This window comes from Vibrio sp. HS-50-1 (genome assembly GCF_024747315.1).
Taxonomy (GTDB): domain Bacteria; phylum Pseudomonadota; class Gammaproteobacteria; order Enterobacterales; family Vibrionaceae; genus Vibrio; species Vibrio diabolicus.
The window spans coordinates 491,413-508,847 of the sequence record NZ_JAMPZF010000048.1 but is presented as its reverse complement, the minus strand read 5'-3'; the positions used below and the strand labels follow the sequence as shown (position 1 = coordinate 508,847).

The window sequence follows — 17,435 nt, the reverse complement described above, 5'->3', positions numbered from 1 at the left end:
TTATGTTGTTATTGGCTCAATCATAGCCTCATTTATACTGCCCGCCAACTTCATTAACAATGGGTAACAATATGAATACTAAGCCCTCTTTATGGCTCATGCTGGTTATGTTGATGTTTCCGCAAATTGTAGAAACCATCTATAGCCCAGCGTTGAGCTCAATCGCTCTATCATTTGATGTAAACCACGCACAAGCAGCACAAACACTGTCGATTTACTTCCTAGCGTTTGCCATTGGCGTTGTAGTTTGGGGAGTGCTCGCAGATAAACTGGGAAGAAGGCCTACCATGTTAATTGGGCTCTTTATCTATGGTTGTGCGTCTTTACTCGCAACTCAAACCGAGAGTTTTGCTGTTGTCATGGCTGCGCGAGCTCTGAGCGCATTTGGTATCGCGGTAGGTTCCGTTGTCACACAGACCATGCTTCGTGACGCGTTTGACGGTCAAGAACTGAGTAAAGTCTTCAGCTTAATGGGGATGGGTATATCAATCAGCCCGGTAGTTGGCATGCTATTAGGCGGGCAGCTTACAGCGCTTGGTGGATACCGTTATGTGTTTTTCGCTTTATTTTTAATCGCGTTAGTATTGCTCGCTTATAACGTTATTAAACTTCCTGAAACACAGAAGGAACAGACACCAGTACGGTTGCATCAACTTAGCTTGAAAATGCTAAGAGACGCGCGAATTTGGCGCTCAGCATTATTAGTCGCTTTGTATAACATTGCTCTGTTTGCTTATTACCAACTTGGCGCATTTACTTTCTCAGCACTTGGGTATAACTCCGAACAATTTGGATACAGTGGCATGGTACTGGGGTTAGGCACTCTGCTTGGAAGTTATTTAAATAAATCCCTAGTGTCTAAAAATGTTCGAAAAAGCCAACTACTTTGGCTCTCAGCAGTATTGCTTAGTTTGGGATCAGTCGGTGTGTTGATTCTGAGCCAATCAATCTGGTTTGTTGCTCCAATGATGTTAGTCGTCATGTCGTATGGGATTGCGATACCCAATATACTCAGTGACGCACTCGTTGATTATAAACAACAGGTAGGTAGCGCAGGCGCTTTATTTGGGCTCATGTACTACATCATGATCGGGACGGGATTAGCGATGGCTGGAACAGCACAAAACTTAGGTGTCGTTCTACTAGCATGTAGCTGTTTAGCGATTTTATTAGCGTTTTCTAAAAGGCAAGTTCATACCAACTTGTGACCAGATACTACACATTGCTTGCCTAATCTTCCGAAGATTGGTCTACATCTTTTCTAACGGTTAACTAAAACGTAAATAAAAAGCGCCTGTCGGCGCTTTAATTATCCATAGATCTTATTGCCATGTTGGCTCACCGTACTCTTCACAACGTTGCTTGTCGTAATTTTCAATGCGCCCGCGTTTACCTACAAACTGAACCTGAACAACCATTCCAGCTTCAACATATTCACTGAAATAATCGCAAGAAACACGAAAACTAGTATCGCGTATAACAATTGGTACCCATTCATAACCGCCGCTGCGTGGTAAGTAAGACTTGAAGGTAATGACCCCGTCATCTGAAACGTTGATTTCTTCATCATATTCATTCAACTTATAAAAACGTTGTCCATCAAACTCTGCCTTTGCTTTTTCAATTATTTCCTTCGTTGCTGTCGATTGCATCGGCGTATTTGAGACCAGTTGACACCCAACAACAGATGTCAATACGGACAAAGCCAAAGCGAGTTTAGTTATTTTATTCATTTACCTAACCACTGTATAATTATTCAACACTTACCATTTTAAAAGGAGGGAGACCATACTTTATTTTAAAGAAAATAAAAAGCGCCTTTCGGCGCTTTTTATCTGAACATTTCTTATCCAAACATCTCGAGTAAATTTTCTAGAAAAGCTAACTCTTTATTACAATGAATTTTATTTAGGCTCTCACTGGAATCTATTGCTATTTAATCCCAAGCTTCAAACTCATTGGGCTTTACGTGTTTTATTTTTAATCTAACGTTGGGATCCAGAGCTGTTTCAGTTTCCAATTCACAGTAGTACTCAACAGCATTTTCATCTTCAATCATGTCAACGGAGTTAGCAACGACACTCAACCGCCCACCACCTCTAGTCAATGAAAAATACGCATTCTTGTTTTCATTTACTTCAAACTTCAAAGGAATGAATTCAGGTTCTTCAAAAGAAATATCTATCCATTTATAGTTATCTAAACTCTTCCCTTGTCTTGGAGTATAAACTGTTTTCAACCCATTTTCGTCAACAACAAAATACATCGAATTCTCGGCTTGATTAAAGCAAGCTTTCAAACTGCCACCTTTATTTTCTAAATCACATGTGAATACGGTGGATTCTTGATCACAGCTTGCACTTACAGAAAGTGAAAGAGACAAGGACGATAAAAAGCTAATGATGTTTATATTCCTAATGAACAAGGAGCCCCCTCATCAAACATTCAAGAGTCACGCGCAAGAACCAGAGGATCGTTATAAGCTAACACATCTATTGTAAATTCAGTGAAACTCCGGTTCATTTGGGTCTTGAAATTGTTCAGGAAATCTTTTGATTAGTTCTTCTTCTAATATCACCGAGCCTGATGATTGACCTCCACCAAACGTGTTCAGCTCGGAAGTCTCTTCGCAAGATGAGCTAAATACAAGCTCACTACCTTTATAAACATGCAAGCTACAGTTATCAGCTAAATAACCGATACTATATCTGTAATCCCCTGAATAGAAAAAAATATTCCTACCTTGTAACTTACCAAGTCTTATATGATAACTTAAAAATTTACCTTTTGGGGTTTCTGCACTTTTTGGGTATTCTAATTCTACTTTATCGCTTGTCCCATATCGATACTTTACATAACCAGTACTTGGACTTCTATGCCCAGCCCCACACAAGGAAACATATTTTCGGTTCTCTAACTTTGCATTAAAGTAAATGTCCTCGTTGCTCTTACACAAAGTGACTGTTGTATCGCTTAGTTTTTTGTCTATCTGTGGGTGTACTGCTAAAACTGGGAAGCTTATTATGAGAATGCTTGACATAGCATGAAGTTTAATATTTTTTATCATTAGTTAAATACCTTATTTTCCCATAAAAGTTTGAAGTTTTCTCTACGCTTCCGGTAAGATTTATTGCTAGTATAACGGTTTACCTTACGTGTTATTTCATTCACAACTTTATCGTTGGCTCCTTTATCTGCCCTCTCAGGACCTTTAATATCTAGCCAAAACCAAGCAGCAGAGCGAGTCGCATATTTAGCCTCTAATATAAGCTCTGGTGTATTTAAAAAATCTACGACGTCCAATGGCCACTCTGATTGATTTTGTAAATGCCATTTATTGAAACGCTCATAATTGTCTCTGCCGGTAAGCTGTTTTAATCCACGCCCCCTAAAAATCCACCCATCATCAGTTGTCAAAAAATCACCATTCTTCATTTCGCTTCTGCCTCCATACATAACGTTAAACAATATCCTTTTGTCATCAAGAGTAGGAGAAGTACCATCTTTTTTAACGAATTTACCATTTTTCTTGTCTGCGATACCGTGAACATCAATATAGCGCTTACCTGCATATTTAGGGTGATCTAAAGGATATCGACGTGACCTAGCAGTATTAAATTCTGATGTATCCAGCGTAGAAATACGATAATTGGTATATTCAGCCATATTTAGGCTCTCACCGGTTTCTTGCATAAGCTGAGCAAAAAAGTGTGTTCTACGTAAAGGCGTATCTAGCTTATAAAAAAGCATGTGATCATTTAGTTCATTAACAATACCTTGTAAGACATCCCGCTTAGAGTCTTTAACTTCAGGGTATACCTCTTGTAGCATTTCTAGAGTAAACTTAAAGGCACCTTGAGTTTGAGGAATAAAAGGCCAATAATGCCAAAGACTCTTATCATCGCTTAGTTGCAAATCACCTTGTAAATCTTGCATCCATGAGAACTTATCTGCTCTTTCCAGTTCGAATTGCGAGAAAAGATCAAAGCTATCCATCACTTGATCGCGCCATGGGGAGTTACGGTAGTCCTCTATAGTCACAAAACCAGCGGAGCACTTAATATCTAGAGCTTCCTTTGCGGTCTGATGGATTGATTCATAAAGACTTTGTGACGACTCTGTATGCCAATCTGTAGGATGTTTCACAATAAATCGCTCAAAGTGTTTACGCTTACCGTCTAAGTATACTTTGGCATCGCGAGCAGTGAACGAGGAGAAGTCCGTTACTTGATCTTCTGTCACAGATTCAAGTAATTGCTGAATAAACGAATTACTCATATCAACGGCACCGCTACTATTGGCCCCATCGAGAACAACAAGTGGATTTTCTTCCGCATTTTTGGGAGAAATCTGTTTTTTGAAAAATTCGGGCGGCTCCTCAAAAGAGAACATCTCGATATGCACACGATTATCTTCTTTCTTAGTTCCAATTGCATCGTTACTGTACTCATGCAGTCCCATGTAACCGATATCTTCCCCAGCTGAAACCTTTATCCCCTCTCTAAATAGGAGTGGGAGTAAAGAAACCACACTACCGTCCCTAATCATTGCCGCCTTGTCCGACATCCATTTAGGTTCTGAAACTGGTTCTGATAGGACAGCAGAGGAATCTTCTAAAATGTCAAAGTCACTATTGAGACCCGAAGCAAACCAAACAATCTTGTTTAACAGTGCTTTTTCGCTACCACTTGCCGATTTACCATTCTCTACCACACGGCACTTTATCATTTTGTAGGTATTTTTGTCGATCTGGTATGGATGGGTCTCCTTCTCTTCTGCATACAGGTATTCAAGTAATGTTCCTTTAGACATCGACTGTTTTTTTTCACCAGAATTAGTAGGCACATCACTATGTTTGAAAGTGCGTACATTTCTCGCTTCTTGTAAACGGTAACGCGTGGTTATAGATGAATTGGCGCCAATATCTGAAGGTGGCGCAAGGTGCATATAAAGTGTATAGAACTTAAATACATCTTCATTATCTTCGGGGTTTACAGCCTCATGCTCGATAAGCACAAAGTTATTACTATACTTAAACTCTTGCTCTTGGTACGTTGATGTTAGGTAATCAGGATTTATGCGAAATGCCACTATTTTTCCATCAAGCATCGCTTGAATAGGTCTGAGCCCTTTCCCCCACGGTAACATTTTTGATGTTAAGTGAATGCCACTATGCCAACCGTACCCTTGTCCTATTAAATAACGACCGCTCTTAGCTTGATCAAACAATTTCGTAAAATCACTGAGCGTGTAGTAAGCGTCACCTTCTCGTTGCGCTATCGGAAAAACTGCATCCATGATTTAAATGTCCTAGTCAGAAAAGTTATCGTCAAAAGTGACAAATGATGGGCGGTTCAAGTTGTTTGACTTCGTGTACACCACCGCATTAACCCTACCTAAATTAGTAGCAAAGCTAGATTGGCTCGCTATGTTAACGGTACTCCCAAGGGCCATTGCCGATATAGAAATTAGGGTGTCATTTTTGGTTTCGAAAATTTGGCTAATGACGTCAGGAAGTGCTTGTTTGAAGTGGTTAAGTGCTTTTTTATAACCGTTTATACCCTCTTCAACAGAACTCAACGATCTTGCAGAAGCTTGGCTTTGTATAAAATCTAAACGACCGATGATTTCACTGTTTAGCTCATCGATGTATGAACAGATTTGATTGTTTATCAACGTCCATAAAACAAACTGCAAATACTTCACAGTATTCCCAGTCCCTAAAAAGCGAAGCTTCGCTAATAATTCATAGGGAGGCTCAAACACATCAGCTTGATATAAGACTCTCAATATATCGCCATTTTCGTGCACTTGCTCCAAGAGCAGTTCAACTAAAGATTCATATTTCTCTAGCGCAGTAGTATCAGTTTGGATGTGATAAAGTGCCGAAACATAAGCATCAGAAAAATCTTTAGAGTGATTTTGACTAATCGCATAAGGAGACGATATACGGCTTTGCTCTAACACAATATCTTTAAAGTCATCATCACTGAAGGAAGGGGACATCAATATCCCCCAGTCATTAGCAACCCCAACACGATCTTCCCAAAATGGCGAGCGGCGACCTGCGACAAACGTACAAAAATCATTCGGATCAGGGTAAGTTTCCGTCACAATATTTTCAGCTAAAGATTGGTTCGGCGTATAAGAGTCTTGAGTTTCGCTGAGCACTAACTTGCATTCTTTTAGAGCGAGACCATTAACAGATGCTTTTCCGCTAGAATCCAGCACTCCACTCCCAATGACAGCACCTGAAGGTTCGACTAAAGAAAATTGTGCATTAGAGTAAGGGAGCCCATTTGGATATTTGCATTCTATATCCAGCGTATACGTCCCTTCCTGCTCTTCAGTCACAGAAACCGATGGGTTTTGTGCGCCACCCAAACACATAGTGTTGGCTTTGTTCATGGTCATTTGATCGGACAGGCGACATACGCCCTTACCTTCAAACTTAACCGTTGGTGAAGCTGAAATGAATTTTGCTTCGGCTTCTATCGTGCCTGAGGCAACGCCTTTTCTGTCACCGCCCGCATCGCCGGTACTTTTTGAGAACGTACTGCCCTTGATAGCAACACTGTTACCGCCATCCATAGAGACCGTCGTAGTCCCACCAGCAAGGTCTGCTGATTTAGCATTGTTGCCATAAGGGATAGGAACGACTGGCTTGCCGACCTTAGTTAAACAAACATCTGGGAGCGTTGCATTCGCTTCACCACCTGAGCCTTTATGAACTATCGAAAGTCCATTCGCACCAACTGTTACGCCCATAACCAATCCATTTGAATTTTATTGATTGAATGATAAAAGAGATCGCACATTGCAATCTCTCTAAATGACTAGTGAATTTCACTAAAAGACCAGTGATATTCACAGCAAACCTTAAAACTGGCAGAAGATCTCATTTTTAGATTTCTGGTTATCTATACACTTCAAGCAGTTGCTGGAATTTTAAGTCTATGACGATGTAGGTTGCCGCATACATAAGCGCAAACGTCATCGCACTAAGACTCAAGATCAGCTTGGGTGAAATTACCCTTTTTAACGGCTTCTTTAGGTATTTAGCTTTAAGGTTGATTAAAGAAACTTTTTCTTGTTCTGCTAGGCGGTCATCTCGCACTAATCGATAAATGGTGCTGCCAATTTCCGCTAACTTTTCGTTACCACGCTCTTCACGGCCGTACTTGCCTTGGAAACCAAGTTGAAGCAATAAATAGAGAAACTCTATAACGTGACGGTATTTACGAGGGTCGGCTTTTAAGCGGTCGAGAATAACGAAAAACTTGTCACCACCAGATGTTTCGTTATGGAATTCAGACAGTAAGCTGTTCTGGCTCCAGTGACTATTTGCCCCCCATTCTTGCCGACAAACAGATTCATCAATCGCCGCACACAAGCAGTAACGAATAACAAGAACCGAAGCACGATCGAGCTCCATTTCATTAAGTTTTCGTTCACCTTTTCGAATCTCACGTGCCACTTGTTCACGAAATGGCATCGGGTCATCAAGCCAAGGGATCGAAGACATACAAGACAGACTGGCGATCAACCATGAGAACTGGTCCACTAGCGGGTTAATACCCATGTTGTCGATAGATAGATCTTGTACTGCGATGTTTCTCGACAAGTCAGGCGCTGGCATTACCTCCATTGGTTTGCCAGGCTCTGGTTGGAATAAGACTACGGTGACGTCGGTTTCTGCGTAACTCATAGACGAACGGCCCAAAGTTGCAATGATAAGTTAGCGAAATCGCCCGCAACGTGAATCGCAATCGCAGCAGTGTTCTTCAATGCCATCCACTCTTCGCCCGTTTTATCGAGCTCGAAATAGGTATAGCCAGCGTGATACGGCAGCGCGCGTGGCACAACTGGCATTGGTTTGATCTCAATCCCAGGCAGTTGAAGGTTAATCAAGTCGCGAATGTTATCGATTGAACCGATCTTCGTTTGGCTGACAAACTGCGTATGCAGGACATCCAAGGTAACGTCGGCTTTAACTGCAAGAATAAAGGTCGTCGTATCAATGATCTTATTGTCAGGGATCGCTGCCGTTCTGATGCCATAGTTCTGATCTTTTAAGGTCAGTGGAATTGCTCTTTGTTCAGACATCACGCTCAATGTCATTTTCGCACTGTCTAGAACGCGAGAAAGACAACTAGTTAAATCACCATGATTGTACTTAGTAAACTCAATAGGTCGGCGTGTCGTCGAGCACAGCGTCGAAAGCTCGCCCTCTGCCTGAAGAAGAATTCGATACAAAGACTCAGGGTGTACAGCTTCTGTGTTTGCAAAATGCCAAAACAAGGGTTCGTATCTATTGAGCGCTTGCAAAAGCATAAAGTCAGAAACTGATGATACGCCTTGTTGATCCACTACCCCTAATCGCTGAACTATGGATTCTGCGCGGTGCTTCAGCATAGAAGCAAACTCCGTCGCGAACTTATTAAGTACTGTAGATGCGTGAATATCAATACAGGTAGGAATGAAACTATCATCTAAGATCACGCTACCATCTGGCTTCACTTCCGAAATCTTGAGGATCGGAATAGACGTGTAAGCACTTTTATCTTCATGGTCGTACATTAAGCAAAAGTTAAGCTTACCGACAACGATATTTGCCATGTCTTCCGAATCATAACAAGCATCAACCGCTTCTTGAGATTCCATCGTATAACGTGCACCGTCTTTTTTAGTGCCAAATAACTCAGCACGTTCCGATGGTAACGGACAGCACAAATAAACCACTTTATCGGCAATCGAAGGATCCACATCTTTCACTTCTGGTAGTTCAGCGAGCAGTGGAAGCTCAAATGGCGTGCGGTCCTGTAGGATGCCTTCTGCACGCGTAATACCAATTTTACCGAGGGCTAGCAGTTGTGAATTTATTTCCAAACGCTTAATCCCCCAATGTAAAGGAGATGCGTTGTTGCTCAACATGCTCGACAGTTTACTTTGCGAACGATCGAGTTGTTGAAAATGCTGCGGCTTCATGAACATTCCATCTTGCCAAACAACTGGATTGTATAAAGACATGTTTCTATCCCTTAAAAGTAAACCTGTTCAATGCCGCGAGTATTATCAGAAATTAACTCACTGCCTTCTAACTTGAGCTTGATGTAGTACTCGCTCTTCTCTTCAATGACTTCAACTTTACGCCATGACGAACCATCAATATCACGAAAGGCCACAGAAAAACCGACGGCACGAGTGTCAGGGTCTAGCGTTAGCATTTCATGAACTTTTCCACCTGGCTGTATTTGATATTCATAACGTTTGATGTACTCATCACCCAACGACGCTTTATCGTTTTCAAACAGCGCAAAAAAATCTAAGCTTCGGAATAAAACTGGCGAATTTAATTCGTGAAGGCGGAGAATGACCGGAGATGACTGCCCCCCATCTCTCACATTGAGTACAGGTGACGCCTCAATAACCAATTCAATGGACGAAGTTTCTGGTGTGATACCCGTGGACTCTTTAAATTGATCCCACATGGAACAACCGGACAACATGGCAAATCCGAGTAATACGGCGATACTACGCATGGTTTCCCTTAATCACTTTGTTATAGTTTTTCTTAATCAGCCCTTTTAAGGATGTTTCGTTGAGCAGGCGACGATTATTAGAGTAGAAATCTAAATATTCGCCCCACAGTTTTGACTTCGTTGAGAACAAAGATTGACTCGCCACTTTGTTAGCAAATGCAACGGGATCGTTCGTCTCTGATTGTTCTAAAATGAGCTCATTCAGCGCTTTGTTAAACATGACTTGGTGGTCATTCAACTCATCAAGCATTTGTTCTACCAGTTCATTTGGAGCCAGTAGATGTTGGCTATTGAGAGTCAGCATCAGCTCTGCAATGTTAGAGTTAGACTCACTCGTACTCTGCTCTTCTTTCAAGGACTCTACTTCGTGTAATTCTTTCTGTAGGTTATCAATACATAAGCGCAAACAAGTGCCCATTTGTTTGAACAACTGAGCTTCATTCGTCATTAGCTCAGGATTTCTTATACCCAAACCATCAAAAAACGCTTGTGCTATATCTTGAGAACAGGCGGTTGCTTCGATACCCGCTTGCTCTTTAGTCGTACTGTTTATCGTAGGTTCTACCGCAGGCATTTGAAGTGGCTGATTAGTTTGAGAAGAAGGAGTAAATGACTGTGTCATCTCTTCCCATTTTGAGCCCGTAGCAGTATGTTCGACGATCGCCTCTGTGGAGTTAGGTGCACGATGTTGTCTTTGAACTGCCCTATCTAGAATCGTCGTTTGGGGTTGAACCGTCTCTTCTGAGACAATATCTTCTCTATGTGGCGTACCGTTCTCTACCTCTATCCCTAACGAACCCTTTATTGATGCGTTACTCTTGGTCTCCGTAGCCATCCAATCTTCAGGGATGAGGCTTGGCTGATCGAACTCGGAGTATATGCTGAAACTGTCATCGACCACCTGACGTGTGCTTTCCACCGTTTTAGGCTGTTCAGGTTCTGGATGCTCATCGTCACGAATTAAATAATCATCATCTCGCTGCATTGAAAAGTTAAGGTGCGCAACAGGATCATGACAATCAATGTCATCCTGTTTAGTCTCCATAAACAAATCTTCTAAAGCGCCTACTTTTTCTTCTTCTTCGACAACTGCGTCACCGAGGCTAACCAAAGGATCATTGGATACTCGCTCAGGGGCTATATCAGCGGCAATGTCTTGTGTCGAGGTAACATGCTCCAGAGAAACGCCAATTTCATATTGTCCTAAAGAAATAATATCGCCATCGACTATCGCAACAGGTTGATTTTTGAGTGTTTTGTTTCCGTTAACCATAGTGCCATTAGTGGATACGTCACTAATATAGTAGGTATCTCCATACACACTGATCAGGCAATGAGTGCCTGATATAAAGCGGTTGTGATCGGTTAAAGACACACTACAACTTGGTGAACGCCCTATTGAACCACCACTCTCGGGCATTTCAATGTGCTTGACACCTGTGTATTCCTCTGGGCATTTAGAAATAAATAGAACTAGCTGATTTGAGTGCATCTATATACCTCAAAATAGCATAGAAACAGACAGTTCAAGCCCACCTATCCCATCATTGATAACTGGGAGAATATAAGAGGCTTGAGGAATGATTTGTATATGAGCATCTGGGTTACTACCTAGCTTAATGACTGTACCAACGGCAATAACTGCACCCAGCTCGAACTGATCGATGTCCTCGACACTCTTATAGCGGTAACCTTCTGGGTCAACTTGCCAACGGTTTGAATATTGTGAGTAACCTGCAGATAAACCAGCACCTACGTACGGTGTGAAAACGCTCCAAGAAGCCAGCGCATATTGCGGTACAACACGAAGTTCATAGTTAGTTACTTCTTGATATAGACCGCTAGCTGGCGCTTCGATATCTTCTGCTAGGTAGTTAAGCCCTAACCACCAGCGCCAACGGTTATTATTTTCATCAATAGGGCGAGAATGAACCAAGCCAAACCTCAGAGTGTCTTGTTCACCACTGTTACCTTCTTCGTAATTAATGCTATCGATAGTCAACATACTGGCAGAGAGTCCATAACGCTCTCCCTTTGCGACTGCAAAAGAAGAAAATAGACACATGGCTGAAATCAGCCCGATTTGACTTGGTTTTAGCATTTCGTCCCTCTAGGAAAACCGATATTCTACTTAGAGGCGAAAGATATCAATTATATTCTCTTTTTCAATAAGCCTAAAAAAACACCTATAACTTAATACATTTCAACTACAGGGTTGGTTATTTTACCTACAAACAAAAACTAATGGACCGAACTGAGTTAAAGCAATGAGCCTGTAAACCTATTTAATTAAATAAAAATTAAGAAGGCTCTATCACCAATTTAAGAGGGCTATTTTAAAGAACACAGACGAACAAAAAACAGACAAAATTAACAATTTAATCACATTTATTAACTCAAAAGATCGACTTCGTCATATATAAGGCTCTCCTTAAAAACAAATCGAACTATTGACATTAATATTATGAACAAAGATCACACTAAGGATAATTTAATTTATTTTTTAAGTGTTTTTATTATCTAAACAACTTCTTTTGTCTATAGAATCACTTCGGTAATGCACTGCTTACAATTTAATATAACAGCAGTGGAGTCCTATATACCTTAATACTTCTATATGATCAGTTGGAATTTGCCTTATGTTTTTTAGCGACTTCGCTCGAAGACCAATCGATGAAAATAACCCAAGCGGCTCTAACCCTAATGGCTCTGAAGACTTTGACGAAATAAAACGTCAAATAAATAATCTTAATAAAGTCACCGGAAGAGTCTCTTGGAAAACGGTTCAAACACTCTCAAAAAAAATCTTGAGCACTCACGCTAAAGACTTACGTTGTTGCTGCTACTTCACGGTCGCATCAACATATAACGATGGTCTAAGAGGCCTTGTTGAAGGGTTAAATTCATTGCTTGATGTGTGTGTGGTCTATTGGAACACCGCATACCCTGAACATTCAAAGTCAAAAGCACGAATGAGCGCAATTGAATGGATGGTGGAGCATACTGAAAAACGTATTAATAAGCACCGTGCGTTGCCGGAAGAACTTCCACTGATTGAAGCTGCGCACCAGTTGTGTTTAAGAATAGAGGAAGAGCTTCGCCTTCATTACGGTATTCAAGCGCCTTCATTTGGTCGCATTCGTCGTATCTTAAATCAATGGGCTGAACAGATAAAAGAACAACAACATGCCATAGAGTTACGTGAGAAAAAACAAGCAAATACTAACGCTTCAGCTTCCGCACAGGCAACACCTGAAATTAAAGTGAATGTATCTCCCTCTCCTGCCCCGGACTCGCCATCCCCCCTCAATAACAGTGAAAAAACGAACCCAACAAAGTCCGGCCGATTTATGATCTACTTCATCATTGGCTTGATTGTTACGGCGATATGTTCACATTTTGTGTACGAACAACAACGCTATCGAACGCTGGAGCAAAAAATTAGTCAAGCTTCACTTAATGAACTTGTAAAGTTGGTCGCCTCGTTAGATTACGAAAATAAAAAATATGCCCAGTCACTGAAAACACCAACTATTAATCGCGTAGATATTATGATGAATAACTGGTTTTTAGACTCGGCCAAAGTAAGTAACGTCAGCGAGCTCGATAGCTTGACCAATGAATTAATCGCAATCTATCCAGATTCATCTTCTGCCCAGCAGTTACGTCAAAACTTTTTGACACAGAGCGCCCATTTAGAAGACCAGTTTATGGATGTGTATAAGCGATTCTCAGACGCAAGAACGGTGTTTGCCAACGTAGCTAGACAGAATGTAGATAAGAACTCTAAAACGGCGTACGAATATAGTAACTCACTATTTCCGCTTCTAGGTCGTATTGAATACGCTGAAAAGTATTCACAGCAAAAGGAAATTGACCGCGCAACCCTTTTACTGAACATCTACCTATATAAATTGAGTCAGCTACAAGCTGAAAAAACTGACAATAAATAACAATACAATTAAAGAAGTTTTAGGCTTATGTTCAAACAAAAACTGTTTAGAAATCCAGTTGTGATTTCTACTATATTAACGCTTTTAGTGGCGATAACCATTACCGCTATTTATCTTCTTTTTCTAAAAGATGCAGATAAACTGTATCTTTGGCTGAGCCTTGGTGTTATCGCCATTTTCTACGTCACTTTTCAATTCACACTATGGTTGAAAAAAAAGAACAGCGCTAAAGCTCAAAATTTGGAAACTGAGGAAGAAGCTCTTTCTATGGTCATCCAACCTCTTCTTGCTAACTCAGGCAAGAAACCAATTTATCTGATGCTTGGTAATAAAGGGTCAGGGCGACGTCAATTTTTATTTAATTCTAGTGCAATTAAACCAATGGATCGCACGAGAACCGCTAAGAATGATTTTTTTGAATGGTACGAATCTGACAGCGCTGTATACATCAAACCTGACCAACGCTTAGTGTTTCAAGAAATATCAAGCAGTGATGCTTCTTTATGGAATACATTCATCGAAGAAGTGATTCGCCACCGACCTAGAAAACCATTTTCTGGCTGTTTATTCTTCATCGACTTCGAGTTCATGATCGTCTCTGAGCCAGAACAAAAAGAGTACACTATTTCGTCGTTATTGGAGCGCTTGAGCACTATCAACTCTAAGACGTCGTCGGCATTACCCATTTATCTAATTATGTCGAAGCTAGACAAGTTAGATGGATTTAAAGAATACATGCACTTTAGCTCTCTTAAGACACGTGTAGAGTTCCTTTCTATCCCGCTGAAAGAGGCCAAAGGTGTTTTTTCAGAATACTATCGTGATAGCTACCGAAATCTAGTTAAAGTGCTTGAAAGTAACGCGCTAGATGCATCAGCTAACTCAACAGATATCGACGAGAAACAGGCAATTCTCGCTTTCCCTAAGCAGTTTGAGCTATGTCAGTCTGAAGTCAGCTATGTTCTAGAGCGTCTGTGTGATGTTAACAACGGTGTTTATTCGCTAGATATCCGTGAAATTTTCTTTAGCTCAAGTTTACAAGGCGGTCGTAAATACAATTTACTAGCAAAAAGTTGTAGTAACTACTTCAACTTACCAATTATCGCCTCTGAGCATACCCAGTTGACGGAAACACCGTATTTTTCTCGCTTTCTGATTGATTCGCAAATATTGCCTGAAAGCGATTTTGCGGGAGAAAACAAGACGTATCTTCGTCTAATTCAGAGACAAAGCCGTTTAGCCATACTCGGCTCCATTATTCTGCTTGCTGGCGGTAGTTACTTTTTTGCAACTACGTTAGACAGTAACTTACATGTGATGAATCAACTACTAAGTATTGATGACAAATCACAAGCAGAGCACGATGCAAGATTTAGTGAGCTTTTAGAGAATGCAACCAAAGCGATAGAACCGTCTTATGGGGCATGGCTTAAAGGTTCTAAGGCTTTAGATGAGGAAATATTACCACTCAATATTAGCCGTTTGGATCAAAGCACTCGCATTGCCTACGAAGCGTTACTTAAGGAAGTCGCTCAGCAGCTAATACCTCTGATTGAGAAAGGTTACCGCCTACAATTGGCACAAAATCAAAACGCTTTCACGCGCGCTTTACCTCTATTGAAGGGGTATTTAATGCTTAATGATCCATCTAAGCGTGATATCCGTTTTTTACGTCATCAAACACTCCAAATGATGAGTGATTTGAGTAACCAAAGTGACGTCGTTGATCAGGCCATGCGCTACTTAGACGCCTACTTTCGCACACAATTTGCTCCAATCGATATCAATATGGATCTTGTTCGTGCAACACGTCGTTCATTACTTGCAAATTCGAATGTCGACCTCGTGTATGCAGGCATTTTAACCGAAGCAAGCTCTATTGATTTAGGAACATTAGATCTGCAACGAGCCGTCGGTTTTGAGTTTAGCAATGTATTTAATACGCCAATCGATAGCGAACGCTTAATCGTCGATAAGATCTATACCTCCACTGGTTTTAGCACCTTTTATCGACCACGCGTGGACTTAATGTCGCAACGAGTAATCAGCGACAACTGGGTTCTAGGTCTATCGCAACATGTCATCCCTACCAACGAAGAGCAAGAAGCCTTTAAAGAAGAAGTGCGAAAAAAATATACTGATGACTACATCAATAACTGGCGTAATGCGCTGAGTGAGCTCAAAGTCCAAAACTATGACAACGTTGGTGACCTGACCAACGCGATAGACTTAATCTCTGGCCCTTCTTCACCAATGACAACGGTATTGAAGCAGGTCTATGCCAACACACAATTTTCACCCGTTGGCGAAAAAAGCGCTCTAATTTCAAAACTTGACCCGAAACTCGCGGCAGCAGCAGATTCTGCATCAGATGCCGTAGAAGAAGTGGTAAAACCTGATTACTTGCTAATGCAACGTGTTGAGCAAGCCTTTCACCTATTAAACCAGCTTCAAGTGAGTGAGACACCAAACTCCCCTACTCCTTGGGATGAGACCGTTGCAGCGTTGAGTCGTGTTCGCACCTACATGAAAGACATCGCCGACGCGCCAGATCCACAAATGGCGGCGCTAGCAGCAGCACAGCATCGAATGAACAGTACTGAGGCGGACCCATTAATCAAGCTTAAACAGATTGCGCAAAAATCACCAGAACCCGTTCGCAGCTGGTTACTAGATGTGGTTCAGCAAAGCTGGTCAGTAATGATTACAGAGTCCGCAAAAGGCATCCAAACTCAGTGGTACAGTGAAATTTATACCAAGTTTAAAGAGATTGGATTGGGGAAATATCCATTTGACCTAACAGCGACCGAGGAAATCTCAATTGAAGATTTCGAATTGCTATTTGCTTCAGGTGGCTTGTTAGACACATTTATTCAGAAAAACTTTGCACCGTTCTACGATACGAACTTGTGGACGCCAAAGCAGGTAGATGGTGAGACGATGCCAATCTCTCCAGCTCTGCTAGTGCAACTACGCAACTATAATGTCATTCGAGATACATTAATTAATAAAAGCACCAACCGAGTTCATATTCCGTTTAGTGCAAGAGTACTCGACCTTGACTCTAGTGCAATTAGAGCCAGTTTAAAAATTGCAGATACCAATATGAGTTACTACCACGGTCCAAGCCGAATTCGTGAAATGGCCTGGCCACCGCAAAATGGTGACTTCAATATTAGTATCACACTCCAGGATGTAACCGACGAAGGTAGACAGCACGTTTTAAATAAGAGTGGTCAATGGGCGATATACAGATTGCTAGGTGACTCGACCTTGACAAACACTCATAACGGCAGCTTTGTCAGTGACATAAAAGTGTCAGGGAGGGACTTAAGCTTACGCATCACTCCATTGACGCAGAAAAACCCATTCACTCTTGCTGAGCTATATAACTTTACGCTCCCAGAGTCGATTAAATAACAATATAAAAACAAAATAGGCAGAACACATGATTTCAAACATGACTTTACAAGGTTTAGATAAATTAGATCGAAAAATACTTTCAAGTCTATTGTCAAACGGGCGTGAGTCTATTGCGAATCTATCTCGAAACATTGGTTTGTCTCGTACAGCAGTAGCAGAAAGGATTAATCGTTTAGAAAAGACCGGTATTATCAAAGGCTATACCGCACAAATTCGTGTAGAAAACGAAGGGCGCAAAGCCGCAAGCTATCTATTGATATCTTGTGAAAAGGGTAAGAAAAATGATGTAACAAATGCGCTTAAAGAAATCCCTGAGGTTCGCTTAACAAGCGTTGTTGGTGGCAACTTTGATATTATTGCCCTAATTGAAGCGCCCGATCTGCAGTCTATTCATCATCTTTGTAACGAAATTGAGTCATTTAACGGGATTCAAAGGCTTGACACTACCGTCGTACTTCACCAGCCGATCAGTCGTTAAGCTTTTCTGACCTTTTTGATGACAACATAAAAAGCCGCT

General features: G+C 41.2%; 13 protein-coding genes and 1 pseudogene. 4 read left to right on the top strand and 10 right to left on the bottom strand.

Annotated features, from left to right (window positions below; all coding sequences use genetic code 11):
• Window positions 1-71: 71 nt before the first annotated feature.
• A complete protein-coding gene (locus NDJ01_RS21525; protein WP_258587316.1) occupies window positions 72-1,208 on the top strand; it encodes a multidrug effflux MFS transporter in 1,137 nt (378 codons plus the stop codon).
• Between the two features lie 114 nt (window positions 1,209-1,322).
• On the opposite strand, the gene NDJ01_RS21520 is transcribed toward NDJ01_RS21525, so the two are convergent.
• From NDJ01_RS21520 to NDJ01_RS21475, 10 genes and pseudogenes are all read right to left on the bottom strand, one after another.
• The gene (locus NDJ01_RS21520; RefSeq protein WP_054577796.1) at window positions 1,323-1,733 is read right to left on the bottom strand and encodes a hypothetical protein; all 411 of its coding nucleotides are present in this window, start codon (window positions 1,731-1,733) and stop codon (window positions 1,323-1,325) included.
• 203 nt (window positions 1,734-1,936) lie between these two features.
• Window positions 1,937-2,425, bottom strand: a complete 489-nt coding sequence (locus NDJ01_RS21515; protein ID WP_258587315.1) for a hypothetical protein — start codon at window positions 2,423-2,425, stop codon at window positions 1,937-1,939.
• A gap of 78 nt (window positions 2,426-2,503) precedes the next feature.
• Window positions 2,504-3,067 carry a hypothetical protein gene (locus NDJ01_RS21510; RefSeq protein WP_049775473.1) on the bottom strand — a complete coding sequence of 188 codons (564 nt, stop codon included), beginning with the start codon at window positions 3,065-3,067 and terminating at the stop codon, window positions 2,504-2,506.
• Window positions 3,067-5,298, bottom strand: a complete 2,232-nt coding sequence (locus NDJ01_RS21505; RefSeq protein WP_258587314.1) for a hypothetical protein — start codon at window positions 5,296-5,298, stop codon at window positions 3,067-3,069. Before NDJ01_RS21505 ends, NDJ01_RS21510 begins: the two co-directional genes overlap by 1 nt.
• Before the next feature lie 893 nt (window positions 5,299-6,191).
• Window positions 6,192-6,768: pseudogene (locus NDJ01_RS24790) on the bottom strand (DUF4150 domain-containing protein); the annotation flags it as partial.
• Window positions 6,769-6,916: 148 nt separating this feature from the next.
• Window positions 6,917-7,708 (bottom strand): type IVB secretion system protein IcmH/DotU, encoded by a 792-nt coding sequence (gene icmH, locus NDJ01_RS21495; protein WP_025767903.1) that lies wholly within the window; start codon window positions 7,706-7,708, stop codon window positions 6,917-6,919.
• Window positions 7,705-9,030, bottom strand: a complete 1,326-nt coding sequence (gene tssK / locus NDJ01_RS21490) for a type VI secretion system baseplate subunit TssK (RefSeq protein ID WP_258587312.1) — start codon at window positions 9,028-9,030, stop codon at window positions 7,705-7,707. The genes icmH and tssK overlap by 4 nt, the downstream gene beginning before the upstream one ends.
• Window positions 9,031-9,041: 11 nt before the next feature.
• Complete coding sequence (tssJ, locus tag NDJ01_RS21485) at window positions 9,042-9,542, bottom strand: type VI secretion system lipoprotein TssJ (RefSeq protein ID WP_005392625.1); 501 nt, start codon at window positions 9,540-9,542, stop codon at window positions 9,042-9,044.
• Complete coding sequence (locus NDJ01_RS21480) at window positions 9,535-11,034, bottom strand: type VI secretion system-associated FHA domain protein (RefSeq protein WP_258587311.1); 1,500 nt, start codon at window positions 11,032-11,034, stop codon at window positions 9,535-9,537. The genes tssJ and NDJ01_RS21480 overlap by 8 nt, the downstream gene beginning before the upstream one ends.
• A gap of 9 nt (window positions 11,035-11,043) precedes the next feature.
• The gene (locus NDJ01_RS21475; protein WP_005392629.1) at window positions 11,044-11,643 is read right to left on the bottom strand and encodes a hypothetical protein; all 600 of its coding nucleotides are present in this window, start codon (window positions 11,641-11,643) and stop codon (window positions 11,044-11,046) included.
• Between the two features lie 538 nt (window positions 11,644-12,181).
• Between NDJ01_RS21475 and NDJ01_RS21470 the strand changes: the two genes are divergently transcribed.
• The 3 genes from NDJ01_RS21470 to NDJ01_RS21460 are packed head-to-tail and all read left to right on the top strand — an operon-like array spanning window position 12,182 to window position 17,396.
• Window positions 12,182-13,495 (top strand): type VI secretion system ImpA family N-terminal domain-containing protein, encoded by a 1,314-nt coding sequence (locus NDJ01_RS21470; RefSeq protein WP_085343945.1) that lies wholly within the window; start codon window positions 12,182-12,184, stop codon window positions 13,493-13,495.
• A gap of 27 nt (window positions 13,496-13,522) precedes the next feature.
• Window positions 13,523-16,915, top strand: coding sequence for a type VI secretion system membrane subunit TssM (tssM, locus tag NDJ01_RS21465; RefSeq protein WP_065645837.1), 3,393 nt, complete (start codon window positions 13,523-13,525; stop codon window positions 16,913-16,915).
• 28 nt (window positions 16,916-16,943) lie between these two features.
• Entirely contained in the window at window positions 16,944-17,396 is a 453-nt protein-coding gene (locus NDJ01_RS21460; protein ID WP_005373369.1) for an Lrp/AsnC family transcriptional regulator, read from the top strand.
• The last annotated feature ends 39 nt before the right edge of the window (window positions 17,397-17,435 follow it).

Coding starts and splice junctions, on each gene's coding strand:
- NDJ01_RS21525 (WP_258587316.1), top strand. CDS start 72: ATGAATACTAAGCCCTCTTTATGGCTCATGCTGGTTATGTTGATGTTT.
- NDJ01_RS21520 (WP_054577796.1), bottom strand. CDS start 1,733: ATGAATAAAATAACTAAACTCGCTTTGGCTTTGTCCGTATTGACATCT.
- NDJ01_RS21510 (WP_049775473.1), bottom strand. CDS start 3,067: ATGATAAAAAATATTAAACTTCATGCTATGTCAAGCATTCTCATAATA.
- NDJ01_RS21505 (WP_258587314.1), bottom strand. CDS start 5,298: ATGGATGCAGTTTTTCCGATAGCGCAACGAGAAGGTGACGCTTACTAC.
- icmH (WP_025767903.1), bottom strand. CDS start 7,708: ATGAGTTACGCAGAAACCGACGTCACCGTAGTCTTATTCCAACCAGAG.
- tssK (WP_258587312.1), bottom strand. CDS start 9,030: ATGTCTTTATACAATCCAGTTGTTTGGCAAGATGGAATGTTCATGAAG.
- tssJ (WP_005392625.1), bottom strand. CDS start 9,542: ATGCGTAGTATCGCCGTATTACTCGGATTTGCCATGTTGTCCGGTTGT.
- NDJ01_RS21480 (WP_258587311.1), bottom strand. CDS start 11,034: ATGCACTCAAATCAGCTAGTTCTATTTATTTCTAAATGCCCAGAGGAA.
- NDJ01_RS21475 (WP_005392629.1), bottom strand. CDS start 11,643: ATGCTAAAACCAAGTCAAATCGGGCTGATTTCAGCCATGTGTCTATTT.
- NDJ01_RS21470 (WP_085343945.1), top strand. CDS start 12,182: ATGTTTTTTAGCGACTTCGCTCGAAGACCAATCGATGAAAATAACCCA.
- tssM (WP_065645837.1), top strand. CDS start 13,523: ATGTTCAAACAAAAACTGTTTAGAAATCCAGTTGTGATTTCTACTATA.
- NDJ01_RS21460 (WP_005373369.1), top strand. CDS start 16,944: ATGATTTCAAACATGACTTTACAAGGTTTAGATAAATTAGATCGAAAA.